Here is a 25,889-nt window from a genome sequence, read left to right as displayed (position 1 = left end):
GGCGCTATCACCCTCGGCCCAGGCTGCCGCACGCGAGAACAAGATGGCCGCACAGCAATATCAGCTGCGCGGCCATTTTTTCATGTGCGGCGTGATCCAGCTCAATAGCGCACAGTACAAAAGCCGCATCTTCGCTGCTAGTCTGGTAGCTCACCCATCCCGAACCAGCGACCACCGTGCCGGAGGAGACCATGCGCACCCTTTTCCTGTCATTCCTATTGCCGGCATGTTTGATGGCCGGCGCCTTATGTGCCCATGCGCAAGCGCCACTCGGCATCGCACTGGAGGTCGGCAGTGGCCCGGGCCAGCTCGGCCTGGAAATCCACCCCAACGAGGAATGTCAGGGACCGGCCGCCATTGCCAGTGCAGGAGCGGAAAGGATAGCCGTGCTGGACAAGGTCAACGGCAAGATCATCGTGCTGGCTGACGGTGGCAAGCACGACGTCGCATTGCCGCCAGATCTGCTCGAGCCTGTTGATTTCCTTGCCACCTCACAGGGATTCCTCGTTGTCGGGGCGCTCGGTGAGGTTGTGGTCGTGAGCCGCATGGGCCAGGTGCTGGCCCGCACACGCACCGACTACAACGCCGAAGCAGGAGTGCCGCAGCTGGTTGCGCTCGCGGACGGTTTTGCACTTGATGATCTGAATGGAAAACGCACGCCGATCGATCTGTCGAAGGAACAAGCAGGCACGCCGTTGGCGACCACGCTGGCCGCCGCCGCATCCTATGCAGTGGCAGCGCCGCGCGCCTCTCCGAACGAGATCCTCATCGAATCGTCCCAGACAACAGGCCCGCTTGCGAAAATCAGGCTCACTTCAAACATGCGCATCGTCGATGCCAGGGTTCTTTGGGTCAATGAAGAACAAGGTGCGCTGGTGGCCCTGCACGAAAGCCGGCGCTTGCCGGACGAGGCGGCCTATGTGCGCCTTGTCAAGGTCAATACCTCGGGCGCCGCGGACGCCGAAGCCTACGTGCAGCCAGCGGCTTTCGCTTGCGACACTCGCCGTCCCTATGTGCGCCGCGACGATGGAACAGTTCTGAGCCTGCTCTTCCACGATAACACCGTGCGGCTGCAGACTATCCTGTTTTCCGATATAGGGAAGGCGGAGCCGCTGGCGCTGGCGTCACACCTTGCAAGCACCACGCTCATTGCGGAATATGACGACAGCCTGCGCGGCCTTGAGCGCCTCAATGGCGTCTCTGACGCCACCAATATCGCCCTGATGCCGATCAGCGCATCGCATATCCTGCAACGTGCGCGCGCACCGCTGGAACTCGTGTGGCGACTGAAACCCAGCGCATTTGCACAAACCGCTGTCGCCAACCTGTGCAAGCCTCCCGAGAACATCTGGCGCCGTCCACGCCGCCTCGACGATTTACTCGATAAAAACGTGACCGGCATTCCTTACCGCTGGGGTGGCTACATGAGTTCACTGGATAGTTTCACAAGGCATCTCGATGCAGGCCGGCTTGCAGGCGACGACTGCACCTGTCGTCAAGCAAATTGCGTTTACCCCAACAGTACAGGCATGGACTGTTCCGGTTTTGTCTCGTACGCCTGGAATACGGGCCGCTACTTCACCACGGGCAGCCTGCCAGACAACAAGGTCAGCAAACCCGTCACCTGGCACGACTTGTCTCCGGCAGACATCGTCAACAAGCCGCGCAGCCACGTGCGTCTGGTCGAATCAGTCCACGCCGGGCCAGCTGGTCCCGTGGTGGTGGTGATCGAGTCGACGGCCAACCTGTCGTGCGGCGGAGTGTGCCGCAGGTCTTACACACAAGCCGAGCTGCAGCAAGCCGGGTACAAGCCACTGCGTCGAGTTGCGCTGAGTCCGGCAAGTGGAGATCGAGATGAATAAACCAATCCTGATGTGCGTACCGCTGCTCGGACTCTTCACGCCATTGTCAGAGGCACAGGATATGCAATGCCTGTTCACAGCCAACCAGCCGGCCACGGTACAAATCAAGTATGAATATACTACGCCCGACGGCGATGGCGTCGATTACGGCAGCGGCTTCATCGTCTCCCCCTCCGGCCACGTCATTACCAACGCCCATGTCGTCAGCCCGCATACAAAGGATGTGACGGTCAACTCGGCTATGGTGACTGCGCGCGCCGGCTCCCGGCTCAATCCGCCAGTCGAAGCAAGCGTCGTTTCGCGCGATTCGGAGTCCGATCTGGCCTTGTTGAAGCTGCCTTTGGCGCCAGGCGCCGCCCCGTGGCCAACGGTAACGATCGCCCCGCCTGATAATATTGCCGTAGGCACCACTTTGACAGCCCTCGGCTTTGCTGGCGCAAGCGACCTGGCGCTGGTGCCAGGCGGCCAAAAAACAGCGGAAAACACCATGCTCGACGGACAACTCAAACCGTGGTGGCAAACCAACCTGGCGCTCAATCCAGGCAATAGCGGAAGTCCGGTCTTTGGTCGGTATGGCACAGTGGTAGGGGTGGCTGTAGCAATCAATAACGGCGGGCAATTGGTCACTTACATCATCCCGATCACGCGCGCCCAGCATCTGTTGACGGCCGCAGGGGCGGAAATGAAAAAATCAGCCGCATGTGCTGCCTTTCCCGTGTGCCAGCACCCTAGCCACGGCATAGAACGCTATGCCATTGACGAACTCAAGAGCGAGTGGACGCCATGGCGCGGAGGAGGCTACAGCCGCAGCGCTGCCTGCAAAAATTATGAGCAACAGCTAAAAAACGCCTACCCGTCCGCCATCCTGAGCTTCATCCGCGACGACGAAAATAGCCAGGATACCGGCTTCAGGCATTTTGAATATCGCTATTTCTGCGAATTTCGCAGACAGGAAAATCCGGTGTACGTGGCAAAACAGAGTGCGGCGTGCATGGAACCTGAAAAATAATCAGCAATGCAATTGTTTGCACAGGATATCCCGCAATCCAGCTTCCAGCACCGGGCTTGGCTCTTCGGCATCGAATCGCTCCGTACAGGGCTCGCCCTTGCCAGATCCGCCCCCAAGCTCAGGCCGCCTAGTCGTCGTCGTTGGGATCGAGGTCCGGAAACATGACTTCCGTGTAACCGAATTGCGTAAAATCGACGATACGCATCGGATACAAAATACCGTGCAAGTGGTCCACTTCATGCTGTACCACGCGGGCATGGAAGCCGTCGCAGTCGCGGCTGATGGGCTGGCCGAACTGGTCCACGCCTTCGTAATGCAGTTCACTCCAGCGCGGCACGCTGCCGCGCAGGCCAGGCACGGACAGGCAGCCTTCAAAGCCCTCTTCCTTGCGTTCCGACAAAGGCGTCAGCACAGGGTTGATCAGCACGGTTTCCGGTACTTGCGGCGCGTCGGGATAGCGCAGGTTTTGCTTGAAGCCGTAGATCACCAGTTGCAGATTGACGCCGATCTGCGGCGCCGCCAGGCCCGCGCCATTGGCCGCATGCATGGTGTCGAACATGTCGGCAATCAGGGCATTCAATTCGGGCGTATCGAATTCACGCACAGGCTCGGCCATGCGCAACAAACGCGGATCGCCCATCTTGAGGATTTCACGTACGGTCATTTTACTTCCAGTGCCGATTGCAGTTCTTGCAGGTAAGTGCGGAAGGCCGCGCCCGTTTCCGGATGTTTCATGCCCATCGCCGTCGTTGCCTTCAGGTAGCCAAGCTTGGAGCCGCAATCATAACGCTGCCCCTGGTAGCGGTAAGCCAGCACGCGCTCTTCGCGCATCAGGGCGGCGATGCCGTCCGTCAACTGGATTTCGCCGCCGGCGCCCGTGCCGATATTTTCCAGGTGGTTGAAGATACGGCTGGTCAGCACATAACGGCCCACCACGGCCAGGGTCGATGGCGCCTCTTCGGGCGCAGGCTTTTCCACGATGGCCGAGACCAATTCGAGGTCCGGCTGATAATTCTTTGCCGAGACAATACCGTACTGCTTGGTTTCCGCGCGCGGCACATCCTGCACCGCCAGCAGCGAGCAATTTTCATACTGGAAGACATCGGTCATCTGCGCCAGCACGGGGCGCACGCCCTCTTCCACGTCCATGAAATCGTCGGCCAGCAAGACGGCAAACGGCTCGTCGCCGATCACGGGACGGGCGCACAGCACGGCATGCCCGAGGCCCAGCGGCGCCGACTGGCGTATGTAAATGCAATTGATGTGCTTGGGAATGACGTTTTGCACCATGTCGAGCAACTGGCGCTTGCCGGCCGCTTCCAGTTCGGACTCCAGCTCGTAGGCCGTATCGAAATGGTCTTCGATGGCGCGCTTGTTGCGGCCCGTGATGAAGATCATTTCCGTGATGCCGGCCGCCACCGCTTCTTCCACCGCGTACTGGATCAATGGCTTGTCGACGATGGGGAGCATTTCCTTCGGTTGCGCCTTGGTCGCTGGCAAGAAACGGCTGCCCAGGCCGGCGACGGGGAAAACTGCTTTTCTGATTTTTTTCATGGGTCTTCTGTAGTATTTTGAATGATTAGTCCTGCGCCAGCAGAGCCAGCAAGCCAGCCTCGTCGAGTATGGCCACACCCAGCTCCTGGGCCTTGGCCAGCTTGCTGCCGGCATCCGAACCGGCCACAACATAGCCTGTCTTCTTCGACACGGAACCGCTGACCTTGCCACCGGCCGCCTCGATCAGCTCCGCGGCTTCGTCGCGGCTCATGTTGGGCAAGGTGCCCGTCAGGACGAAAGTCTTACCCTCCAGTTTGCCGCCAGCGGCTGGCATTTCAGGCAATTGTGACAGTAATTCATTTCGCAGGGCGTCCAGTTGAGCAAGCAGCTTGACATTGCCCTCATCGGCCAGCCATTGCGCCAGCGATTCGGCCACGGCGGCGGGCAAGCCCGCATGGAAGCTGGCGCCTTGCGCAGCCAGGCTGGCCAGGGTCACGCCCCGCTCCACCAGCTGCTTGCTGCGCGGCTCCGTCAGCTTCGGGATGCCGATGGCGGCCAGCAAGGTGGTTTGTTCGAGCTGCGTGCGCAGCTTGGCGCTGGGCGCATGTTCGCCTTGCGGCGTGACACCCGCGTCCAGCAATGCCTGCAGCGCCTGCTGGTTCTTTTCTTCCGCAAAGAAGTCGGCTATCGATTCGGCCACGGTGCCGCCGATGTCGGGCAGCACGCGCAGCAAGGCCGCCGGCGCTTTGCGTACATACGCCAGGCTGCCCAGCCATTCGGCCAGGGTCTTGGCCGTCGATTCTCCCACGTGGCGGATGCCCAGCGCGAACAGGAAACGCTCCAGCGGCGGGCGCTTGCTCGCCTCGATGCCGGCCAGCAGATTTTCCGCCCACTTGGTAGGAATCTTGCCTTGTTGCACTGTTTCAGGCGTCGAACCATCGCGCTCGTCGGCGCGCACTTTCATTTCCAGCAATTTATCCAGGGTCAGGCCGTACAAGTCGGCCAAGCCATGCACGTATTCCAGTTCGACCAGGGTATCGATATAACGTTCGCCCAGGCCTTCGATATCCATCATGCGGCGGCCCGCAAAATGGCGGAACGCTTCCTTGCGCTGTGCCGAACAGAACAGGCCACCCGAGCAGCGGGCAATCGCCTCGCCCTCTTCGCGCACCACGTGCGAGCCGCAGACGGGACACGCTTCCAGCATCTTGAACGGCAGCGGCGCCGGTTCCGGGCGTTTTTCCAGCACCACGCTCAGCACTTCGGGAATCACGTCGCCGGCGCGGCGCACGATGACGGTGTCGCCCACGCGCACATCCTTGCGCAGCACTTCATCTTCATTGTGCAAGGTAGCGTTGGTCACCGTCACGCCGCCCACGGACACGGGCGCCAGGCGCGCCACGGGTGTCATGGCACCCGTGCGGCCCACCTGGATATCGATGCCCAGCACCTGCGTCAGCGCCTCTTCGGCGGGGAACTTGTGCGCCAGCGCAAAACGGGGCGCACGCGACACAAAGCCCAGTTCCTGCTGGTCTTCCGTTGCATTCACCTTGTAGACGACGCCGTCGATTTCGTAGGGCAAGACGGGCCGGCGCGCGCCGATATCGACGTAATATGCCAGCAAGCCCTGCGCGCCCTGCACTACCTTGCGCTCCTTCGACACGGGGATGCCCAGCGTTTCGTACCAGTCCAGCAAGGCTGAATGCGACACCGGCATGGCGGCGCCATCGAGGGCGCCGATGCCATACGCATAGAAGCGCAGCTTGCGCTGCGCCGTGATGCGCGAATCGAGCTGGCGCAGGCTGCCGGCGGCCGCATTGCGCGGGTTGGCGAATTCCTTCTGCCCCGCTTCGCGCTGGCGTTCATTCAAACGGGCAAAATCGGCCTTGAACATCATCACTTCGCCGCGCACGTCGAGCACGGCAGGAATCCTGTCACCATGCAGGCGCAGCGGGATGCCGGAAATGGTGCGGATATTCGCCGTCACGTCTTCGCCCGTGGCGCCGTCGCCGCGCGTGGCCGCCTGCACGAACAATCCGTTTTCATAGCGCAGGTTGATGGCCAGGCCGTCGAATTTCACTTCGGCCGCGTAGTCGACCTCTGCACCGTCAAGGTCCAGGCCTTCGCGCACGCGGCGGTCGAAATTGACGATATCGTCATCGGAGAAACCATTATTCAGCGACAGCATCGGCACCGTGTGCGTGACTTGCTCAAATTGCGGCAAGGGCGCCGCGCCCACGCGCAAGGTGGGCGAATCGGGCGTGCGCAATTCGGGATGGGCTGCTTCCAGCGCCTGCAGTTCGACAAACAGCTTGTCGTACTCGGCGTCGGGGATGGTGGGATTGTCGAGCACGTGATAGGCGTGCAGATGCCGATTGAGTTCGGCCGTGAGTGCCAGGACGCGCTGGGCGGCATTCCGCTGGGTGGCGTCCTGGTTGATCGGATCAGTCATTGTTGCGGGATTCTTCAGCTAAATAAACGCAGGGCGCGGGTGGAGCCGGCCGGAATGTCGGCCGCGTCCATTTCCTGGTAAAACTCTTGCACCTGGCCGGCGATCTCGGCCAGCGCCGCATCGGACAAGGCCTGGTTGTAATCGTCGACGATGGTCGCGTCCAGGCGGCCCACCAGTGCCTTGGCGCAGGCGACCATGGCGCCGAAGCCGTCGCGTGCAGGCGCCACGCATGGCACGTCCAGCAACAGAGTCAGGCGTGGCGTCGTTTCTTCGGCCAGGGTGACATTCGTCGACAGCGAGAACAGATAGCCGCCGTCGCCGTCCGGCATGACGAAACGGCCATCAGGACGCACGTCAAAGCCCTGTTTTTCCAGCGCGAACAGCAAGGTGGAAATGGCCCATGGCGCGCCATTCGTGTGCAGGTTCACACCCAGCTGGGCATCGTGGCCGGCCACGAAACGGTGCAGATTGCGCGCTTCGGCCATCACTTCCATCATGTCGGGCACTTCCGGCTCGGCGCCGATCTCGTCGGCCACACCGCGCAGGCGCGTGACCAGTTCCGAATATTCCAGTTCATTCAAGGCCGTGCTGCGGCTGGCCAGCTGCACGCCGCCCTGCATCTTGGTGTAGACACCGCCATGCGTGATCGGTTCCCAGTCGCCATTCACGTGCAAACCGATGAAGTGCACGGGCTTGTTGCCCACCAGGCGCAGGGTTTGCAGCACGGGCAGGATCTTGTCGCCGCGCACGGGCGCTTCCAGCGAAAGGGGCAGCAGGCAATCGATCAGCGGGTCGACCAGGCTGGTCGCCTGTTCGCTGGCGGCGCTGACTTCCTGCTGCGCCGGCACGGCAGGCGTGGCGGGTGCAGGGTCGGCATCGGCCAGCGACGGTTCCGCATGCACGGGCGCGTCAGGTACGGGGGCCGCTGGCGGCGCGCCGAACGATGGTTCGGCCTTGGCGGCGGGCGCCGAGTCGAAGCGCGGCTCCTGGCGCAAGACGGGTTCCTGGGCTTCCACCGCAGGGGCGTCGCCCTCGCGCATCAGCACGTCGTCGTGGTCAGTGGAAAAGGCCCGTTCCACGCTTTTCTTGGCCTTGTATTCCTGCCATTTGTTATACGAGAAAACGCCGACGATAAAGACGCCACCGGCGCCGAACAAGGTAATTTGAAGGTCTGTCATGCTGCTTGTGCCTCGGTTGCAAAATTTGCGGCGGACTCCATGTCCACCGCCACGATGCGCGATACGCCCTGCTCCTGCATCGTCACACCGATCAATTGATGGGCCATTTCCATCGCAATCTTGTTATGCGAAATGAAAAGGAATTGGGTCTGGTCGGACATGCGCTTGACCATGCGGCAGAAGCGTTCCGTGTTCGAATCGTCCAGCGGTGCATCGACTTCGTCGAGCAGGCAGAACGGCGCCGGATTCAGGCGGAACATGGAAAACACCAATGCGGTCGCGGTCAGCGCCTTCTCTCCACCGGACAACAGGTGGATGGTGGCATTTTTCTTGCCGGGAGGCTGCGCCATGACTTGTACACCGGAATCGAGAATCTCGTCGCCCGTCATGGTCAGCTTGGCCTGGCCGCCGCCGAACAGAATCGGGAACAGTTCGGAAAAGTGGTGGTTGACCTTGTCGAACGTGTCTTGCAGCAAGTCGCGCGTTTCCTTGTCAATCTTGTGGATCGCGTCTTCCAGCGTGTTGATCGCTTCCGTCAGGTCGGCATTCTGGGCGTCGAGGAAATTCTTGCGCTCGGAGGCCTGCGCCAGTTCGTCCAGCGCGGCCAGGTTGACGGCGCCCAGGCCCGTGATGGCATTCGTCAAACGCGTCACTTCGCCCTGCAGATACGAGGGACGCATGTCCGGGTGCAATTTTTCCGTGAGGACAGCTTCATCGGCGCCCGACTCCAGCAATTGCTGGGCGAATTGCTCCTGGTTCAGGCGCGCGGCCTGTTCCTTGAGCTGCATTTCCATGATCTTGTCGCGCTGCGGCTGCAGGCTGCGTTCCGATTGCGTGCGCGCATCTTCGGACAGGCGCAGCTGCTGCGTGATCTGATCGAGCTCATGGCGCGCATCGGCCAGCGCCCTCTCCTGCGTCGTGCGGCGTTCGAGCAAGTCCTGCAAGCCGTCGGCCGCCGCACCGCTTTCCAGGTTGGCCAGTTCCAGTTCGCCCGCCTGCAGGCTGGCAGTCACTTGCTGGGCCTGCGTACTGGCCGTGGCGATGTTGCGGCGCAACTCCTCGATCTTCGCGCGCTGGGCTTTTTCCGCGTATTCCGTATCCTTGGCGGCCCGCTCCAGGTCGCGCAAGGCTTCGCGCGCTTCGGCCAGGCGCTGTTCCTTCTGCAGGAAGTCCGTATGGCCGTCTTCGTGCGCTTCCTGCAAGTTGCCCAGTTCCATGTCCAGCTGTTCGAATTTTTCTTCCGATTCCAGCTTGGTCTGCATCTGTTCCGCTTCCTGCGCGGCGATTTCGGCCAGGTCGGCGCCGATCTGCGTGCTGCGCTGGTTGAAACGCGCTTCCACTTCCGACAATTTGACCACGTCGAGCTGCAAGGTATGCACGGATGCCGTCAGTTGCTGGATGCGCAAGCGCAGGTCGGACAGGTTGCGCGTCAAGGCCCCCACGGCCGCGTCGGCCCGTACGGAACGGGCGCGCGCCTCTTCGGCCAGCAATTGCTGGGCGCGCAACTGTTTGCCGATATTCTCGATTTCCTGCTGGCGGCCCAGCATGCCTTCCTGCTCCGAATCAGCCGCATAGAAGCGCACGCTGGTGGCCGTGACCACGTGACCGGCACGCGTGACGAAGTAGCCGCCTGGCGGCAGCTTGCCCCGTTCGGCCAGGGCTTCGGCCGCGTCTTCCACGGCGTAGGCGTTGTACAGCCAATCCTGCAGCAAGCCGCGCAAGCCCGGATCATTGAGTTTGAGCAAGTTCAGGAACGGTTTCAGACCCGCCACTTCCGGCATCGGCAGCGGCGCCACGGTGGATGGCGCATACAGGGCCAGCTTGGCCGGCGGCGCGTCGGCAAAGAATGCTTTGGCCCAGTCGATGTTCGACAGTTGCAGGGCCGACGTGCGCTCGCGCAAGATCGATTCCATGGCCGCTTCCCAGCCCGCTTCGATCTGCAGCTTTTGCCACAGGCGCGGCAAGGTGTCGAGCTCGTGCTTTTTCAGCCATGGCTGAACCTTGCCCTGGGTCTGTACCCGTTCCTGCAATTGTTTCAAGGCGGAAAGACGCGCTTCCAGCTGGGCATTCGCCGCCGTCTCGGCATTGACTTGCGCCTGCGCCTCGGCCCGTTCCTGCTCCAGCTTCGGCTGCTGCTCCAGCGCCTCTTCCAGGTAGAAACCCTGTTCTTCCAGCGTTTGCTGCTTTTCTTCCAGCTGCAGTTTCAGGTTTTCCAGATGGCTGCTGTCGGGCAAACTCAGGCTGTTCTTTTCCTGCTGCAGGCGCTCGCGGCGGCTCAAGAGACTGGCCAGGATGTTCGAGGCGTTGCGCTGGTGTGCCGATTCCAGTTCCAGCTGCTGCTGGGCCTGCATGATCCGGGCGCGAGATTCCGTGCTCTTGTTTTGCGCGGCGCGCCAGGCGGCGTCCAGCTCAGGCAATTGCTCGCCCTTCTGCTCCGCCATCATTTGCGATTGCTCGACCTTGGCAGCCAGCTCTTCGAGATGAAATTCCGCCTCTTCGATCTGTTCCTGGTATTCGCCACCCTGCTGCGTCCACTGGTCGCGCTGGGCCGTCAGGGTCGCCAGCTGCGCCTGCAGGCGGGCGCGCGATTCGATGACGAACTTGATCTGCGCTTCCAGGCTGCCGATTTCCGCATTCGTCTGGTAGAGATGGCCTTGCGCCGTATGCAAACGGTCGCCCACGGCAAAGTGCGCCTGGCGCATCTGCTCGAGGGTCAGTTCCACGTTGCGCAGCTTGGCCGTCTGCTCTTCCAGGTCCGTCTGCGCCTGTTCCACTTCGCGGAAATAGCGCGTCTGCTCGTTTTGCGCCTCGTTCTTGCGCAGCAACCACAACAGTTTCTGTTTTTCTTCCTGGTCCGCCTGCAAGGCGTGGAAACGGGTGGCCACGGCCGCCTGCGCTTCCAGCTTTTCCAGGTTGGCATTGAGTTCGCGCAAGATGTCTTCCACGCGCAGCAAATTCTCGCGCGTATCCTGCAAGCGGTTTTCCGTCTCGCGGCGGCGTTCCTTGTATTTGGAGACGCCGGCCGCCTCCTCCAGGAAGACGCGCAATTCTTCGGGGCGCGATTCGATGATGCGCGAAATCATGCCCTGGCCGATGATGGCGTAGGCGCGCGGACCGAGGCCCGTACCAAGGAAAATATCCTGGATGTCGCGCCGGCGCACGGGCTGGCCATTGATGTAATAGGTGGACGTGCCGTCGCGCGTCAGGGTGCGCTTGACGGCGATCTCGGCGTACTGGCCCCATTGGCCCGAGGCCTTGCCATCGTTGTTGTCGAATACCAGCTCGACCGAGGCGCGCCCAGCCGGCTTGCGGTGCGTGGAGCCATTGAAAATGACGTCCTGCATGGACTCGCCGCGCAGTTCCGACGCTTTCGATTCGCCCAGCACCCAGCGCACGGCGTCGATGATGTTCGACTTGCCGCAGCCATTCGGCCCGACCACGCCCACGAGCTGGCCTGGCACCTGGAAATTGGTGGGATCGACGAAAGACTTAAATCCCGACAACTTGATGGAAGAGAGACGCACGTGTTTTAGAGTTCCTGGCCTATGCTGGCGGTTATATTATGGGTGAACCCGGTTCATATTCACTTCAGATGCACCATCGCGGCGGCTGTCTGGCCATGCACCGCAAAAAAAGTGGTTCATCATACCATTTCCTGATGCTTTTCTGGCCAAAAAACCGTGGCGCCAGGCGCCAGCGTGCCCCGCATCATGGGGCTGGGCGGCCATCCTGTGCCAGTTTCCAGTCTTCGCGGGAAAAAACACGCTCATGGCCGGACAGCACCAGGGCCAGTTTTTGCAGCCATTGCTCGGTCGGCATGGGTTCGGCCTTGAAGCTGAGCACCACCATCAGCACCAGGCTGGCCAGGGCCAGCGCATGGCTGACGGCGAAATTGACGGCGCCGCGGGCATTCCACATGAAGCCCAGCGCCAGCGCCAGACCCAGCACGCAGCCGCTGACGGCTTCCGACACGCTGTGCGCATGGACGACCACGCGGGAAATAGCCACCAGCACGGCAAACGCCACGCCGACGAGCACGCCGGCATGGCGCCAGCGCGGTGCGGCCCGCTGCAGCAGCACATACATCAGCACGGGAAACACGGCGCCGGCGCGCATGGCGTGGCCGCTGAAACCCGTAAAATCGAGCGCGCTGCTGCCCACGCCCCAGCTCATGAAGGCCAGCTTCGACAGCACCACGAGGGCCAGGCCGCCGCCGTACCACAGGCTCCAGCTCAGTACCAGGCGCCACTGGCGCGAAACGAGCAACCAGAGGGCGATCGCCACGCCAGCCGGCCCCATCACGGCCATATCGGCCGCAAAAGAAATTCCATTCCACCAAGTCATCGTGCCTGCACTTATTTCATGATCAGCTTGCACTATGCCACGACTCAGTGCTGTTCCGCGCGGCTTTTGCTGTGCTGCAGCGAAGAATTACATTCGATTACAAAATTTCCACGCCAAAACCATCCGCCGGGCATTGCAAGGCAGGCGTCAGATATTCGTCAAGCGCTTGCCCTTGGGCGGCGCAAAGTCGCGAATCGATTCGATCATGCCCACTTCCAGCGCCTGGTCAGCCGTCAGGTGCAGGTCGGAATACGCGTGCACCTGCCACTGCTCTTCCGTCAGGCTGACGTGGCCGCGCAGGATGCGCTCGGTGCGCATGTCGTCGGCGCGCAAGCCCTCGACGATGATGCTGAGCGCGTCGGGGCGCGATCCGGGCGAGGCTGTCGCATGCGACTTGTGCACCATGAAGCGGGCCGTGTCGCTGGCGTGGCGGTGCCGCCCCGCCAGGAACAGGGTGACGGCGATGGACGCCACGGCGCCCGCATTGTAGGTAATGATGTCGAGCGGCAACTTGCTGAGAAAGTTGTACAGACAGATGCCGTCGCTGACATAGCCGCCGTTGGACTGGATCAAAATGTGCGCGGTGGTGAGCTTGTCTTCCGTGATGTCGGCCACGGCGTTGAAGACGCGCCGCACCATGTCACTGTTGACGTCGCCCGAGAGGGTAAAGTAACCGTGCTGCTCGGTGTTGTTTTGCGTCTCGCTTTGTGTAGTGTTCATGGCAGGCACCCGCAAGAAAGCCAGAATTTCATCATAGCGCATTCCCGCGTGGCCGGGCGCCCTTTTGCGGCGTCTCCAGCCCCCTGCCAGCCCCGCAAACCGGGGCTTTTGCTGCAATTTGGCAACGTCTTTTCAGATTGACAGAAACACCCTGCTGGCATATATTCCTCCCACTTGATCGGGAGAGGGCAAACCAGCGTTGCCGCCGAAGGGGCACTACCCAAAAACTCTCAGGCAAAAGGACCGATCAGGCGGACTGAAGCTGTTGCTTTGGCGACACGTTTCAGCTCAACTCTGGAGAGCGGCCGCGGCTATTGCCGGCGGCCCACCGAAGGGGCGCACGGGGCAAGCCCCCGTAATCTCTCAGGTACAAAGGACAGGGGGGTCAGTGATCACGCTGGAAAGCCGTGTTTGGCTATTCTATGTTTTGTTAACTCCCCTTTTACCTTCGTCCCGAGGAATCCATGACGCTCAAAGCGACCCCACTCAATAACGCCCACCGTGCCCTCGGCGCCCGCATGGTCGATTTCGGCGGCTGGGACATGCCCGTCAACTACGGCTCGCAAATCGAAGAACACAATGCCGTGCGCGGCGACGCCGGCATGTTCGACGTGTCCCATATGTGCGTGGTCGATATCGAAGGTCCGAACGTGCGCGCTTTCCTGCGCGGCTTGCTGGCCAACAACGTTGACAAGCTGCAAGTGTCGGGCAAGGCGCTGTACTCGTGCATGCTTAATGCCGGAGGTACCGTCATCGATGACTTGATCGTCTACTTCTTCAATGAAAACTGGTTCCGCCTGGTCGGCAACGCGGGCACGGCGGAAAAAGACGTGGCCTGGATGCAGCAGCAAAATACCAACACCAACAGCGGCCTGACGATCACCCAGCGCCGCGACGGTAATGACGCCATGGCGCTGGTCGCCGTGCAAGGCCCGAACGCCCGCGCCAAGGTGTGGCAAGTGCTGCCGGAAACGCAAGCGGCCTCCGAAGCCATCAAACCATTCAACGTCGTCATCGTCAAGGACACGGCTTTCGGCGAAGTCATGCTGGCGCGCACCGGTTACACGGGCGAAGACGGCTTTGAAATCGGCGTGGCCGCCACCCAGGTGGAAGCGCTGTGGAATGCCCTGGCAGCGGCCGGCGTCAAGCCGGCAGGCCTGGGCGCGCGCGACACCCTGCGCCTGGAAGCGGGCATGAATCTGTACGGCCAGGACATGGATGAAACCGTCAACCCGCTCGACGCGGGCCTGGCGTGGACCATCGACCTGGTCAGCGAGCGCGACTTCATCGGCAAGGCCGCCCTGCTGGCCAAAGGCCAGAACGCGCAATTCGTGGGCCTGATCCTGCGCGAAAAAGGCGGCGTGCTGCGCGCCCACCAGAAAGTCATCATCGCCGGCAGCGAAGCCACGGGCGAAATCACCAGCGGCACCTTCAGCCCGACGATGCAGGAAGCGATTGCCCTGGCGCGCGTGCCGAACGGCGTGAACGTGGGAGACACCGTGCACGTGGAAATCCGCGGCAAGCAGCTGGCCGCTTCTGTTGTCAAGCTGCCTTTCGTGCGTAACGGTAAAATCCTGGCTGCGTAAGCGTATTAGAGCCGCCCGCAAGACCGTACAACCATAATCAATAACGAACACTTACCATCTGGAGCCACACATGAACATTCCTGCAGAACTGAAGTACACCGCTTCCCACGAATGGGTACGCCTTGAAGGCGACGGCACGATCACCGTCGGCATCACCGAGTACGCGCAGGACGCCCTGGGCGACATCGTCTTCGTTGAACTGCCAACCGTGGGCAATACCTACGGCGCCGGCGACGACGCCGCCGTGGTGGAATCGGTCAAGGCAGCGAGCGACATCTACGCGCCGATCGCCGGCGAAGTCGTGGCTGTCAACGACGACGTGGTCAACTCGCCTGAGTCGATCAACGCCGACGCCTACGCCAACTGGCTGTTCAAGATCAAGCCAGCCGACGTGTCGGCCCTGGACGGCTTGCTCGACGCTGCCGCCTATGGCGCCACCACCGGCGCGTAATCGCGTTTGACTCACGGGCCGCAATCGCGGCCCGTTTGCATTTTTTCTGCGCTGCGCCCGCGCGCCGCATCCCGGTTTTTCAGTCTTTTTTGGCCTCTATATCATGACCCGCACCAGCCTGACCCAACTCGAAGCACGCGATGCCTTCATCGCCCGCCACATCGGCCCTTCTGCCACCGAACAGCAAGCCATGCTGGCAACCCTCGGCTATCCATCGCGCGCCGCGCTGATCGACGCCCTGGTACCGGCCAACATCCGCAACAAGGGCGCCCTGCCCCTGGGCGCGTACTCGCAGCCGATGCCGGAACAGGAAGCCCTGTCGCGCCTGAAAGCCATCGCCGGCAAGAACCAGGTATTGAAATCCCTGATCGGCCAGGGCTACTACAACACGTTCACCCCTGGCGTCGTGTTGCGCAACATCTTTGAAAACCCGGCCTGGTACACGGCGTACACGCCTTACCAGCCAGAGATTTCGCAAGGCCGCCTGGAAGCGATTTTGAACTTCCAGCAAGTGATCACGGATCTGACCGGCATGGGTATCTCGAACGCCTCGATGCTGGACGAAGGCACGGCCGCCGCCGAGGCGATGACCCTGATCCAGCGCGTGGGCAAGTCGAAGTCGAACGTGCTGTACGTCGCCAATGACGTGCTGCCGCAAACGCTGGAAGTGGTGCAGACGCGCGCCCAGCCGATCGGCATCGAAGTGCGTACCTTCGACCCGGCTGAAATCGAGTCGCTGGACGCCTGCTTCGGCGTGCTGCTGCAATACCCGGGCGTCAATGGCGTCGTGCGCGACTACCGCGCCGGCGTGGAAAAACTGCACGCGAATGGCGCCATGGTCATCGTCGCGGCCGACCTGCTGGCCCTGACCATGCTGACGCCGCCGGGCGAATGGGGCGCCGACGTCGTCGTCGGCAACAGCCAGCGCTTCGGCGTGCCGCTCGGTTTCGGCGGCCCGCACGCAGGCTATCTGTCCACGCGCGATGAATTCAAGCGCAATATGTCGGGCCGCCTGGTCGGCGTGACCGTCGATGCGCAAGGCAACAAGGCGTATCGCCTGGCCCTGCAAACGCGCGAACAGCATATCCGCCGCGAAAAAGCGACCTCGAACATCTGCACGGCGCAAGTACTGCTGGCCGTGATGGCCTCGATGTACGCCGTCTACCACGGTCCTGCCGGCCTGCTGCAGATCGCCCAGCGCGTGCACCGCTACACGGGCGTGTTGGCCGCCAACCTGAAGACACTCGGCTATGGCGTCGTCAACGCGAGCTACTTCGACACCCTGACCATCAATGTCGACGATGCGGCGCAACTGCACGCGACGGCCATGCACCACGGCGTTAATCTGCGCAAGATCGACAATACCCATGTCGGCGTGTCGCTCGATGAAACCACCACGCGCGACGATATCGCGCTGCTGTGGAAAGTGTTCGCGCACGGTCTGGCCAACGCGCCTGCCGCGCCTGACCTGGACAGCGTGGAAGCTGGCGTCACCAGCGCCCTGCCGGCACAGCTGGCGCGCGAGAGCGCCTACCTGACCCACCCCGTCTTCAACAGCTACCACTCGGAACACGAAATGCTGCGCTACCTGCGCAGCCTGGCCGACAAGGACCTGGCGCTGGACCGCACCATGATCCCGCTCGGCTCGTGCACCATGAAGCTGAACGCCACGTCGGAAATGATTCCCGTCACCTGGCCCGAGTTCTCCAACATCCACCCGTTCGCTCCCGATGCGCAAACGGTCGGCTACCGCGAAATGATCTCGCAACTGGAAGAGATGCTGTGCGCGCTGACAGGCTACGCGGCCGTCTCGCTGCAGCCGAACGCCGGCTCGCAGGGTGAATACGCAGGTCTGCTGGTGATCAAGGCCTACCACGAATCGCGCGGCGAAGGCCACCGCAACATCTGCCTGATCCCGTCGTCGGCGCACGGCACCAACCCGGCATCGGCCAACATGGTCGGCATGCAGGTGGTCGTCACCAGCTGCGACGCCAACGGCAACGTGGACCTGGCCGACCTGAAAGCGAAAGCGGAAAAGCACAGCGCCAACCTGGCCTGCGTAATGGTCACCTACCCATCCACCCACGGCGTGTTTGAAGAAGGCATCCAGGAACTGTGCGAGATCATCCACTCGCACGGCGGCCAGGTCTACATCGACGGCGCCAACATGAATGCGCTGGTCGGCGTGGCCGCTCCCGGCTCGTTCGGCGGCGACGTGTCGCACCTGAACCTGCACAAGACCTTCTGCATCCCGCACGGCGGCGGCGGACCAGGCGTCGGCCCGATCGGCGTCGGCGCCCACCTGGCGAAATTCCTGCCGAACCAGCGTTCCTCCGGCTACCAGCGCGATGTGGCCGGCATCGGCGCCGTCAGCGCCGCGCCATTCGGCTCGGCCAGCATCCTGCCGATTTCGTGGATGTACATCGCCATGATGGGCGCGGAAGGCTTGACGGCAGCGACCGAGACGGCGATCCTGGCGGCGAACTACATCGCGCGCCGCCTGGCGCCGCACTACCCCGTGCTGTACTCGGGCCACGATGGCCTGGTCGCGCACGAGTGCATCCTGGACCTGCGCCCGATCACGGACGCCACCGGCATCAGCAACGAAGACGTGGCCAAGCGTTTGATGGACTTCGGTTTCCATGCGCCGACCATGAGCTTCCCCGTGCCGGGCACCCTGATGATCGAGCCGACGGAAAGCGAATCGAAAGTGGAAATCGACCGCTTCATCGACGCCATGATCGCCATCCGCGCGGAAATCGCCAAGGTCGCCAGCGGTGAATTCGACCACGACGACAACCCGCTGAAAAACGCGCCGCACACGGCACAGGTGCTGATGTCGGACAACTGGGAACGCAAGTACAGCCGCGAAATCGCTGCCTACCCCGTCGCATCCCTGCGCCAGCGCAAATACTGGCCACCGGTCGGCCGCGCCGACAACGTGTACGGCGACCGCAACCTGTTCTGCGGCTGCGCACCTATCAGCTCGTACGAAGAAGAGTAAGCGCCGGGCGCCCGCTTCCGCGGGCGTATCGACGACAAGAAGGCAGGCCACGCGGCCTGCCTTTTTTATGCCTGCACATCCACGTAGGTCGGATTAGCGCGCAAGCGCGTAATCCGACACATGGTTGGCGCTTGTGGCGATGTCGGATTACGCTCCGCTAATCCGACCTACAACGTGACAACGTTACAGCGCCAGCAAGGCCGCGCCCGGCAATCCCAGGGCCGTGCCCAGCATCGTCAACAGCACGACATCGCGCCGTTCGCAGCGGGCGCGGTGTGAACTCCAGGCGGCAAACAGCAGTGCGACAGCGACGCCGCTGAGCGAAATACCCACTTCCGTCATGCCGTCTCCCCCGTCAGCGGCAACGCGCCCGTCATTTTTTCCTTTTTCATCGCTCTCATCCTTTTCATTGATTGAACAAGCTACCTACCGGTAGGCAGTAAGTGTACAATAAAAAACACGGCGGCGTCCATGCCCCGTTTTTTTGACGATACAAAGGAAGCGCAATGCAGCAGCAAACCCCTCTTCCCGCCGCCAGTCTCGGGCTGGCGGCTTCCCTGGCCCTGGTCGCCGTGCTCGGTCCGGCCGGCATCGACATGTATCTGGCCTCGATGCCCGCCATGGCGCGCGAGCTGCATACCTCGTACGCGAATGTGCAGCTGAGCCTGACCGTCTTCCTGCTGGCACTGGGCGGCGGACAGCTGCTGTGCGGCCCGCTGACCGACATGCTGGGCCGGCGCCGTCCGCTGCTGGCCGGCATCGCCGTCTACATTCTTGCCGCCGTATGGGCGTCGCAGGCCGATCAATTGACCACCCTGCTGCTGGCGCGCACCCTACAGGGCCTGGGTGCGGCGCTGACCCTGGTCGTCGTAATGAGCATGGTGCGCGACGTGGCCGATGGCGTGCAGGCGGCGCAGCTGTTTGCCCTCCTGATGACCATCGTGGGCCTGGCGCCCGTGCTGGCGCCGGCCGTAGGCGGCTTGCTCGACGCACATTACGGCTGGCGCGCCGTGATGCTGGCCCTGGCCGCGCTCGGTGTCTTGACCCTGCTCAATAGCGCGCTGTTCCTGCCGGAAACGCTGCCCCGCGCCCGCCGCGTCTCGCCGCAAGGCATGCACCGCACGTATGCGCGCATCGCGCTGGATCGCGCCTTCCTGCTGCCCGCGCTGGCCCTGTCCGCCACTTTCTTTTTCCTGTTTGCCTATATCGGCGGCGCGTCGCTCGTGTACCAGCGCGACTTCGGCCTGTCCGCCGGCAGCTTCGGCCTCGTCTTCGGCGCCACGGGCGTGGCCGTGCTGCTGGGTGCGATGGCCAGCGGCCGCCTGGTGGAAAAGTATGGCGTGGCGCGATTGAGCGTGACGGGCAGCGCGGCCATGCTGTGCGGCGCGGGACTGGCACTGCTCGGTGCCTGGGCGGGAGCGGGCATCGCCGCCGTCGTGCCGGGCATGTTCGTGGCCCTGTTTGGCCTGGGCATCGCGGAAGCGGCGCTGATGGCCATGGCCATGGGTTCCCAGCAGCGCGCGCTCGGCTCCACGGCCGCCCTGCTGGGCGCCATCCAGATGACCTTGTCGTCGCTGGCCACGCCGCTGGCGGCCAGCCTGTCCGAATGGGGGCCATTGCCCTGGCTGCTGTTCTTGACCGTGGCCGGCCTGCTGGTATCATGGCTGACCCTGGCCACTGCGCGCGTCCATCCGGTCCATGCCAACAGCCTGGGAGCGCACTGACGCCTCACTCACACTCACCCCAATGATGAAAAAACGCTCGGCTTCGGCCGATAACATCTGTGCCGTCGCCGTCGTGCACTTTTCGGAGCACGGCTACGATGCCTCGTCCCTCAGCGACATCGCCGGGCAGGCGGGCATGCGCAAGGCTTCGCTGTACTCGCACTTCGCCGGCAAGGATTCCCTGTTCCTCGACGTGTTTGCCGACGCCCTGGCCGAAGAGCAAGCCTTCATGGATGCATGCTTTGCCGATGAAGCGGCGCTGGTGGCCACGGCCGGCAGTGCTCTGGCCGGCTCCCTGTACTGCGACCGCATGGCGCAGCGCTATGCGGACTCGGCCCATTTGCGCTTTTTGCTGCGCACGGCGTATTTGCCGCCCGCGCCCCTGCGCATCGAAGTCGGCACGGGCTACGAAGCCTTGCTGGCGCAGTTGCAGCAGCACTACGTGGCCAGCCTGGGCCGACTGGCACCCGCCTTGGCGCCGCAACGCGTCGACCTGTATGCGCAAGCCTACCTGGGCATTGTCGACAGCCTGCACGTGGAACTGATCTACGCGGGCGGCGCCGCGCTGCAGCAGCGCCACGCGGCCTTGTGGCAGATATTGTCCGATTCGCTGGCAATGGCCACGCAACATGGCTGAACAAGCGGCCTGCAACACCCACATTACACTTTGGAAACCTAAGATTTCTTCAGTTGACACTCTTTCAGCACATCCATAAGATGCCCTCATTATTCATTTACGGAGTCCCACGTGGGTACTTGTTCTAGTGACAGTAGCCGATCTTGTATCGGTGATTGCCTCGGCAGCTAAACAGCAAGCAACGCGGAATTCCGTTTTCTCCGTGCCTTGCTGAGCAAGGTGCGGCGTCTCGCGCGGCCAGTACGGCTGCGCGCCTCTCCCCCTCTTTCCGATCGCGACCGGCTACTGACCCGGATTGCCCGCCAGCGCCATGCCTCGTCATGTTGCTTTGGCGGCACGCAAGTCTTGCCTGCGGCTGCGCCGCCCGTCAACACCTCGTCGTGAAAGGAAGAGCCATGAATCTCTTCACCCGCTTATTCGAATCGTTCCTGCGCAAGCGCCATACGGCCGGCCACTTCCGCCGGCGCGCCATGCCACTGGAAAACAGCACGGCCCGCCCCGTGCCCGACCACCTGGCGCGCCAGCTGCTGGCTGCCGCCCATGAAGACCTCGATACGGCGCTGAACCGCCTGCACACGCGCATCGAAGGCTTGCGCGATGCCGAGGCGCAAGTCATCGGCGCGCAAACGGGCCCCAATGAAGTCGAGCATGAAAAACCGCTGGCCTGGTACCAGCACCTGTGGCTGTGCTACAAGAATCCGTTCAACCTGCTGCTCACCGTGCTGGCCATCGTGTCCTACCTGACGGAAGACCCGAAGGCCACCATCGTCATCGGCACCATGGTGATCTTGTCGACCCTGCTGCGCTTCGTGCAGGAAGGCCGCTCGAACCGGGCCGCCGAGCGCCTGAAAGCCATGGTCAGCAATACGGCCACCGTGCTGCGCAACGGCCAGCAGGTCGAGCTGCCGATCCGCCAGCTGGTGCAGGGCGACCTCATCGTGCTGTCGGCCGGCGACATGATACCCGCCGACTGCCGCCTGCTTTCCGCAAAAGACCTGTTCGTCAGCCAGGCCGCCATGACGGGTGAATCCTTGCCGGTGGAAAAAATGGCCGAGCTGGCCGACAGTGCAGGCCGCGATCCCATGGAACTGGCCAACCTGCTGTTCATGGGCACCAACGTGATCTCGGGCGCGGCCACGGCGCTGGTGCTGGCCACCGGCAACCGCACCTACTTCGGCACCATCGCCACGCGCGTGACGGCCACCGAGCGTACGCCGACGGCCTTCGAGGCGGGCGTCAACAGCGTCAGCTGGCTGCTGATCCGCTTCGCCCTCGTGATGGCGCCGCTCGTGTTCCTCATCAACGGCTGGACCAAGGGTGACTGGATGGAAGCGTTTTTATTCGCCCTGTCGGTCGCCGTCGGCCTGACGCCGGAAATGCTGCCCATGATCGTCACCAGCACCCTGGCCAAGGGCGCCGTGAAACTGTCGAAAAAGAAAGTCGTCGTGAAACGCCTGGACGCCATCCAGAACTTCGGCGCCATGGACGTGCTGTGCACGGACAAGACGGGCACCTTGACGCAGGACAAGATCGTGCTCGAGCGCCACACGGACGTGTTCGGCCACCCCTCCGACGAAGTGCTGCAATTCGCTTACCTGAACAGCCACTACCAGACGGGCCTCAAAAACCTGCTCGATCGGGCCGTGCTCGATCATGTTGAGCTGCAGACGGAAATGCAGCTGGCCCGCGATTACGTGAAAGTCGATGAAATCCCGTTTGATTTCGTGCGCCGCCGCATGTCTGTCGTCGTTTCCGAAAAGAACGACCACCATGAGCTGATCTGCAAGGGCGCCGTCGAGGAAATCCTCGCCGCCTGCAGCCATCTGCGCCTGGGCGGCGTGAATATTCCCCTCGATGCGGCCCTGCTGGCCAAGGTGCTGGAAACCACGCACGGCCTGAACGCGGAAGGCTTGCGCGTGGTGGCCGTGGCCGTCAAGGAAGTGCCGCCCCACAAAACCGTGTACGGCGTGGCCGATGAAACGGCGCTGACCCTGATCGGCTATGTAGCCTTCCTCGACCCGCCGAAGGAATCGACGGCGCCGGCCCTGCGCGCGCTGGCGGAACATGGCGTGACCGTGAAAGTCTTGACGGGCGACAATCACCTCGTGACGGCGAAGATTTGCCGCGAAGTGGGCCTGGCCGTGCATGGCGTGCTGCAAGGCCCGCAGCTCGACGACATGGACGACGCCACCCTGGCCAGGGCAGCGGAAGACAATACCGTGTTTGCCAAGCTCAGCCCGCTGCACAAGGAGCGGCTCGTGCGCGCCCTGCGCGGCAATGGCCATATCGTCGGCTTCATGGGCGACGGCATCAACGACGCGCCCGCCCTGCGCGCGGCCGACATCGGCATTTCCGTCGATTCCGCCGTCGATATCGCCAAGGAGGCGGCCGACATCATCCTGCTGGAAAAGAGCCTGATGGTGCTCGAAGAAGGCGTGCTGGAAGGCCGGCGCACCTTCAGCAACATGCTGAAATATATCCGCATGACGGCCAGCTCGAACTTCGGCAATGTGTTTTCCGTGCTGGTGGCCAGCGCCTTTTTGCCGTTTTTACCGATGCTGCCGCTGCACTTGCTGGTGCAGAACCTGCTGTATGACGTGTCGCAGATCGCCATTCCCTTCGACAATGTCGACGCCGAACTGATCCAGCAGCCGCTGAGCTGGAATCCGCGCGACATCGGCCGCTTCATGGTCTTTTTCGGCCCCATCAGCTCGATCTTCGACATCAGCACGTTTATCCTGATGTGGCATGTGTTTGGCGCGAATACGCCAGAGCAGCAAACCCTGTTCCAGTCCGGCTGGTTCGTCGTGGGGCTGTTGACCCAAACCCTGATCGTGCACCTGATCCGCACGCCCAAGCTGCCGTTCATCGACAGCATCGCGTCCGTGCCCCTGCTGGTGGCCACCACCGCCATCATGGCCGTGGGCGTGTTCCTGCCGATGGGTCCGCTGGCGACCTACTTCAAGCTGCAAGCCTTGCCGTTGGGCTATTTCCCCTGGCTGCTGGGCATCCTCGTCTGCTACACGGTGCTGACGACGTTCATGAAACGCGTGTATCTGCGCAAATTCGGCTGGCAATAGTATGATGAGCCGCTCTTCCACCCACACAAGGCACGCATGAGCGGCTCCCCTCCTTCCAAGCGTAATCTCGCCCTGCTGCTGTCGGCCCTGGTTTTTCCCGGCAGCGGGCATTTCGTATTGCAACGCAAGGCACGCGGCTGCCTCTTCCTCGTGCCAGCCCTGGTCGCGCTGGTGCTCGTCGTGCGCCAGATCATGGCACGTTTGGACCAGATAATGGCACAGATCGACAGCGGTGCCCTGCCCTTCGACGTGCAGCTGATCGTGGAAAAAGTCGATGCCCTGTCCGCCAATGACGGCCCCGCCATGACGGTGGCCGTGGGCGTGCTGGTGGCATGCTGGATTGGCAGCCTGGTCGATACCGTGCTGTTGAAACCGTGAAGTAGCGTCAAATGAGCGTCAAACCACATCGTCCTTGATGCGGCGCGACTTCGGTCCGCGCACGGCGGCGATGCGCGCCTCGCTGCGCTCCTGCACGCGGCCGCTGAACCAGCCCTGCACATCCGCGCCAAAGCCGGCCGGCGCGACACTGCCAAAACCTTGCGCCAAGTCAAGCAAGGTGGTCTTGCCCAGTTCGGCGCGCATGCTTTTCTCGGCGCGCAGCATGAGGGCATGGATGCCGCACACGCCGCTGGTCATCCAGCCCGGCGGCTCGCCTTCGTACAGGGTGCAGCGGCTGCGGATCTGCTGGCAATCGAACAGGGGTTTCGGGCCTTCGATGGCATCCACCACGTCGAGCACGCTGATGTCGCCGGGCGGGCGCGCCAGCTGATAACCGCCGCGTATGCCTTCCGACGCGGTCACGATGCCCGCCTTCTCCAGCTTGGGAAAGATTTTCGCCAGGAAGGAGACGGAAATACCCTGCAACTCCGCCAGGTCGCGGCTGCTGGCAGGCTCGGCAAGCGGCTGTGCCAGATATAGCAGGCAATGCAAGCCATACTCGGTGCCGCTTCCATAATGTGCCATGATGCCATTCCTCCGTTGCAAAACGGGGACTGTAGCACTCCCCGTTTGCAGCCGCAAGGCTACAGCGACAGCTCGAACGCCGGATCGGCGGCGGCCAGCGCCGCGGCACTATCGGCAGGCGGATAAATCACACGCCCATTGATGGCCACCTTCATGGCCTTGCCGTCGCTGCCCGTCAGCCACACCTTGCGCTCCCAGCCCTGCGTCACGACCGCACCCCATGCTCCCAGATCCAGGCAGGTCACATAATAGGGTTGGCGATAGGGCCGCGTGGCCAGTCCCAGCAGGTCAGCCACGGCATTGTCGCCCGAGGAGCGGCCAAGAAACATGGCGTGCTGGCAGCTCATCAGCGTGTGATTGCCTTCGTCATCCGTGGCGGCAACGGCGGCGTCGCCCGTGGCAAAGACCTTGCCGGCGCCAGGCACGCGCAAATCATGCGCCACCCGCAGGCGGCCCGCGGCGTCTTTCTCACCGGGAACCTGCGCCGTCAACGCACTGGCCCGCACGCCCGCCGTCCACACCACGGTGGACGCCTCGATGCGCTCGCCATCGGCCGTCGTCAATCCATCCGCGTCGATGGCGGCCACCGCCGAACCGAGCCGGCATGCCACGCCCAGCTCCGCCAGCGCCTGCTCGATCACGGGGCGCGGTCCCGGTCCCAGGTCGGGGCCGATGTCGGGCGCCCGCTCGACGATGATCACCTTGATATCGGCATCTTCGCCCAGGATGGCGCGCAGGCGGGCCGGCAGCTCGGCCGCCAGCTCGATGCCCGTGAAGCCGCCGCCGGCCACCACGACGGTATTGCGCGCGGCCGATGCGGGCCGGGCGGCCAGCGCATGCAGGTGCGCATCGAGCGCCACCGCTTCGCTGCGCTGGTCGGTGCTGAAGGCAAATTCTTGCAGGCCCGGAATATTCGGACGGAACAGGCTGCTACCGGCCGCCAGCACCAGGCGGTCGTAGGCCAGGGTCGAACGGCTGCCGTCGGCAGCGACGATGTCGACTTCGTCGCTGTCGCTGCGAATGGCATCGACCTTGCCGGCGATGAAGCGCACGCCCGTCTCGTCAAACAGTTGCTGCAACGGCGCCACCATGCTGGCGGGCGCCGGTTCGTACAGGCGGGGGCGCATCGTCAGCATAGCTTCCGGCGCCACCAGCGCCACTTCGATCTCGCCTGCGGCAATATTTTCCAGCCTTAGGCGACGCACGGCTGCCAGGGCACTCCACAATCCGGCAAAGCCGGCACCAATGATCAATACGCGCTGTGTCATGTTTTTCTCCTTGATTTGATAACGCGGACTATATCACTCCGCGTTATTAGTTGCAAGCTGGCCCGCCAAAATCGCAACAGCCTGCCTTGCGGACTGTGCCGCACTCGCGTAGATTCG

At 62.8% G+C, this 25,889-nt stretch carries 20 protein-coding genes and 2 riboswitches; of the genes, 9 read left to right on the top strand and 11 right to left on the bottom strand.

Annotated features, from left to right (window positions below; genetic code table 11):
* Positions 1 to 7 precede the first annotated feature (7 nt).
* Entirely contained in the window at positions 8 to 193 is a 186-nt protein-coding gene (locus LSO07_RS13460) for a hypothetical protein (protein ID WP_151094723.1), read from the bottom strand.
* Between LSO07_RS13460 and LSO07_RS13455 the strand changes: the two genes are divergently transcribed.
* Both LSO07_RS13455 and LSO07_RS13450 read left to right on the top strand, forming a co-directional pair.
* Positions 192 to 1,862, top strand: coding sequence for a hypothetical protein (locus LSO07_RS13455; RefSeq protein WP_151094721.1), 1,671 nt, complete (start codon positions 192 to 194; stop codon positions 1,860 to 1,862). The two genes, LSO07_RS13460 and LSO07_RS13455, sit on opposite strands and share 2 nt — an antisense overlap.
* On the top strand, positions 1,855 to 2,871 hold the full coding sequence (locus LSO07_RS13450; protein ID WP_151094719.1) for a S1C family serine protease: 1,017 nt from the start codon (positions 1,855 to 1,857) through the stop codon (positions 2,869 to 2,871). The genes LSO07_RS13455 and LSO07_RS13450 overlap by 8 nt, the downstream gene beginning before the upstream one ends.
* A 127-nt stretch (positions 2,872 to 2,998) precedes the next feature.
* Here LSO07_RS13450 and def read toward each other — a convergent pair whose 3' ends face one another.
* From def to LSO07_RS13415, 7 genes are all read right to left on the bottom strand, one after another.
* Positions 2,999 to 3,535: a peptide deformylase gene (gene def, locus LSO07_RS13445; protein WP_151094717.1), complete on the bottom strand. Its 537-nt coding sequence runs from the start codon at positions 3,533 to 3,535 to the stop codon at positions 2,999 to 3,001.
* On the bottom strand, positions 3,532 to 4,425 hold the full coding sequence (gene galU / locus LSO07_RS13440) for a UTP--glucose-1-phosphate uridylyltransferase GalU (RefSeq protein ID WP_034784160.1): 894 nt from the start codon (positions 4,423 to 4,425) through the stop codon (positions 3,532 to 3,534). The genes def and galU overlap by 4 nt, the downstream gene beginning before the upstream one ends.
* Before the next feature lie 25 nt (positions 4,426 to 4,450).
* Positions 4,451 to 6,817 carry an NAD-dependent DNA ligase LigA gene (gene ligA / locus LSO07_RS13435; RefSeq protein ID WP_151094715.1) on the bottom strand — a complete coding sequence of 789 codons (2,367 nt, stop codon included), beginning with the start codon at positions 6,815 to 6,817 and terminating at the stop codon, positions 4,451 to 4,453.
* A 14-nt stretch (positions 6,818 to 6,831) separates the two neighbouring features.
* On the bottom strand, positions 6,832 to 7,995 hold the full coding sequence (locus tag LSO07_RS13430) for a cell division protein ZipA C-terminal FtsZ-binding domain-containing protein (RefSeq protein ID WP_151094713.1): 1,164 nt from the start codon (positions 7,993 to 7,995) through the stop codon (positions 6,832 to 6,834).
* Complete coding sequence (smc, locus tag LSO07_RS13425; protein ID WP_151094711.1) at positions 7,992 to 11,519, bottom strand: chromosome segregation protein SMC; 3,528 nt, start codon at positions 11,517 to 11,519, stop codon at positions 7,992 to 7,994. Before smc ends, LSO07_RS13430 begins: the two co-directional genes overlap by 4 nt.
* A 184-nt stretch (positions 11,520 to 11,703) precedes the next feature.
* Complete coding sequence (locus tag LSO07_RS13420; protein WP_225317295.1) at positions 11,704 to 12,339, bottom strand: phosphatase PAP2 family protein; 636 nt, start codon at positions 12,337 to 12,339, stop codon at positions 11,704 to 11,706.
* Between the two features lie 147 nt (positions 12,340 to 12,486).
* Positions 12,487 to 13,059, bottom strand: coding sequence for an ATP-dependent Clp protease proteolytic subunit (locus tag LSO07_RS13415; protein WP_034784247.1), 573 nt, complete (start codon positions 13,057 to 13,059; stop codon positions 12,487 to 12,489).
* A 169-nt stretch (positions 13,060 to 13,228) separates the two neighbouring features.
* Positions 13,229 to 13,315, top strand: a riboswitch (glycine riboswitch).
* 28 nt (positions 13,316 to 13,343) lie between these two features.
* A riboswitch (glycine riboswitch) is annotated at positions 13,344 to 13,449 on the top strand.
* Positions 13,450 to 13,523: 74 nt separating this feature from the next.
* On the opposite strand from LSO07_RS13415, the gene gcvT reads away from it, so the two are divergent.
* From gcvT to gcvP, 3 genes are all read left to right on the top strand, one after another.
* Positions 13,524 to 14,645, top strand: a complete 1,122-nt coding sequence (gene gcvT, locus LSO07_RS13410; protein WP_151094709.1) for a glycine cleavage system aminomethyltransferase GcvT — start codon at positions 13,524 to 13,526, stop codon at positions 14,643 to 14,645.
* 70 nt (positions 14,646 to 14,715) lie between these two features.
* Positions 14,716 to 15,096, top strand: coding sequence for a glycine cleavage system protein GcvH (gene gcvH, locus LSO07_RS13405; protein WP_034784168.1), 381 nt, complete (start codon positions 14,716 to 14,718; stop codon positions 15,094 to 15,096).
* A 103-nt stretch (positions 15,097 to 15,199) separates the two neighbouring features.
* Positions 15,200 to 18,100, top strand: a complete 2,901-nt coding sequence (gene gcvP, locus LSO07_RS13400) for an aminomethyl-transferring glycine dehydrogenase (protein WP_151094707.1) — start codon at positions 15,200 to 15,202, stop codon at positions 18,098 to 18,100.
* A gap of 183 nt (positions 18,101 to 18,283) precedes the next feature.
* Here gcvP and LSO07_RS13395 read toward each other — a convergent pair whose 3' ends face one another.
* Entirely contained in the window at positions 18,284 to 18,442 is a 159-nt protein-coding gene (locus LSO07_RS13395; protein ID WP_171985004.1) for a hypothetical protein, read from the bottom strand.
* A 164-nt stretch (positions 18,443 to 18,606) separates the two neighbouring features.
* On the opposite strand from LSO07_RS13395, the gene LSO07_RS13390 reads away from it, so the two are divergent.
* From LSO07_RS13390 to LSO07_RS13375, 4 genes are all read left to right on the top strand, one after another.
* A complete protein-coding gene (locus tag LSO07_RS13390) occupies positions 18,607 to 19,824 on the top strand; it encodes a Bcr/CflA family efflux MFS transporter (RefSeq protein ID WP_151094705.1) in 1,218 nt (405 codons plus the stop codon).
* A 22-nt stretch (positions 19,825 to 19,846) separates the two neighbouring features.
* The gene (locus LSO07_RS13385; RefSeq protein ID WP_151094703.1) at positions 19,847 to 20,461 is read left to right on the top strand and encodes a TetR/AcrR family transcriptional regulator; all 615 of its coding nucleotides are present in this window, start codon (positions 19,847 to 19,849) and stop codon (positions 20,459 to 20,461) included.
* 395 nt (positions 20,462 to 20,856) lie between these two features.
* Positions 20,857 to 23,541, top strand: coding sequence for a magnesium-translocating P-type ATPase (gene mgtA, locus LSO07_RS13380; protein ID WP_151094701.1), 2,685 nt, complete (start codon positions 20,857 to 20,859; stop codon positions 23,539 to 23,541).
* 36 nt (positions 23,542 to 23,577) lie between these two features.
* Entirely contained in the window at positions 23,578 to 23,919 is a 342-nt protein-coding gene (locus LSO07_RS13375) for a hypothetical protein (RefSeq protein ID WP_151094699.1), read from the top strand.
* Between the two features lie 18 nt (positions 23,920 to 23,937).
* Here LSO07_RS13375 and LSO07_RS13370 read toward each other — a convergent pair whose 3' ends face one another.
* Together LSO07_RS13370 and LSO07_RS13365 are read right to left on the bottom strand one after the other, a co-directional pair.
* A complete protein-coding gene (locus LSO07_RS13370; protein ID WP_070257404.1) occupies positions 23,938 to 24,504 on the bottom strand; it encodes an RrF2 family transcriptional regulator in 567 nt (188 codons plus the stop codon).
* Positions 24,505 to 24,563: 59 nt separating this feature from the next.
* Positions 24,564 to 25,772 (bottom strand): NAD(P)/FAD-dependent oxidoreductase, encoded by a 1,209-nt coding sequence (locus tag LSO07_RS13365; RefSeq protein WP_151094697.1) that lies wholly within the window; start codon positions 25,770 to 25,772, stop codon positions 24,564 to 24,566.
* Positions 25,773 to 25,889 lie beyond the last annotated feature (117 nt).

Origin of the sequence: Janthinobacterium sp. PLB04 (genome assembly GCF_021165895.1) — a bacterium.
In the GTDB taxonomy this organism is placed as follows: Bacteria; Pseudomonadota; Gammaproteobacteria; order Burkholderiales; family Burkholderiaceae_D; genus Janthinobacterium; species Janthinobacterium lividum.
Note: the sequence above shows the minus strand (reverse complement) of the source record. Positions and strands in the feature narration are given on the sequence as shown.

Excerpts from the sequence above, each read along its gene's own strand:
- LSO07_RS13370 (WP_070257404.1), bottom strand. The coding sequence starts at position 24,504 with ATGGCACATTATGGAAGCGGCACCGAGTATGGCTTGCATTGCCTGCTA.
- gcvH (WP_034784168.1), top strand. The coding sequence starts at position 14,716 with ATGAACATTCCTGCAGAACTGAAGTACACCGCTTCCCACGAATGGGTA.
- LSO07_RS13455 (WP_151094721.1), top strand. The coding sequence starts at position 192 with ATGCGCACCCTTTTCCTGTCATTCCTATTGCCGGCATGTTTGATGGCC.
- LSO07_RS13365 (WP_151094697.1), bottom strand. The coding sequence starts at position 25,772 with ATGACACAGCGCGTATTGATCATTGGTGCCGGCTTTGCCGGATTGTGG.
- LSO07_RS13415 (WP_034784247.1), bottom strand. The coding sequence starts at position 13,059 with ATGAACACTACACAAAGCGAGACGCAAAACAACACCGAGCAGCACGGT.
- def (WP_151094717.1), bottom strand. The coding sequence starts at position 3,535 with ATGACCGTACGTGAAATCCTCAAGATGGGCGATCCGCGTTTGTTGCGC.
- LSO07_RS13390 (WP_151094705.1), top strand. The coding sequence starts at position 18,607 with ATGCAGCAGCAAACCCCTCTTCCCGCCGCCAGTCTCGGGCTGGCGGCT.
- LSO07_RS13385 (WP_151094703.1), top strand. The coding sequence starts at position 19,847 with ATGATGAAAAAACGCTCGGCTTCGGCCGATAACATCTGTGCCGTCGCC.
- gcvT (WP_151094709.1), top strand. The coding sequence starts at position 13,524 with ATGACGCTCAAAGCGACCCCACTCAATAACGCCCACCGTGCCCTCGGC.
- LSO07_RS13430 (WP_151094713.1), bottom strand. The coding sequence starts at position 7,995 with ATGACAGACCTTCAAATTACCTTGTTCGGCGCCGGTGGCGTCTTTATC.
- ligA (WP_151094715.1), bottom strand. The coding sequence starts at position 6,817 with ATGACTGATCCGATCAACCAGGACGCCACCCAGCGGAATGCCGCCCAG.
- LSO07_RS13460 (WP_151094723.1), bottom strand. The coding sequence starts at position 193 with ATGGTCTCCTCCGGCACGGTGGTCGCTGGTTCGGGATGGGTGAGCTAC.
- LSO07_RS13420 (WP_225317295.1), bottom strand. The coding sequence starts at position 12,339 with ATGACTTGGTGGAATGGAATTTCTTTTGCGGCCGATATGGCCGTGATG.
- LSO07_RS13375 (WP_151094699.1), top strand. The coding sequence starts at position 23,578 with ATGAGCGGCTCCCCTCCTTCCAAGCGTAATCTCGCCCTGCTGCTGTCG.
- mgtA (WP_151094701.1), top strand. The coding sequence starts at position 20,857 with ATGAATCTCTTCACCCGCTTATTCGAATCGTTCCTGCGCAAGCGCCAT.
- gcvP (WP_151094707.1), top strand. The coding sequence starts at position 15,200 with ATGACCCGCACCAGCCTGACCCAACTCGAAGCACGCGATGCCTTCATC.
- galU (WP_034784160.1), bottom strand. The coding sequence starts at position 4,425 with ATGAAAAAAATCAGAAAAGCAGTTTTCCCCGTCGCCGGCCTGGGCAGC.
- LSO07_RS13395 (WP_171985004.1), bottom strand. The coding sequence starts at position 18,442 with ATGACGGAAGTGGGTATTTCGCTCAGCGGCGTCGCTGTCGCACTGCTG.
- LSO07_RS13450 (WP_151094719.1), top strand. The coding sequence starts at position 1,855 with ATGAATAAACCAATCCTGATGTGCGTACCGCTGCTCGGACTCTTCACG.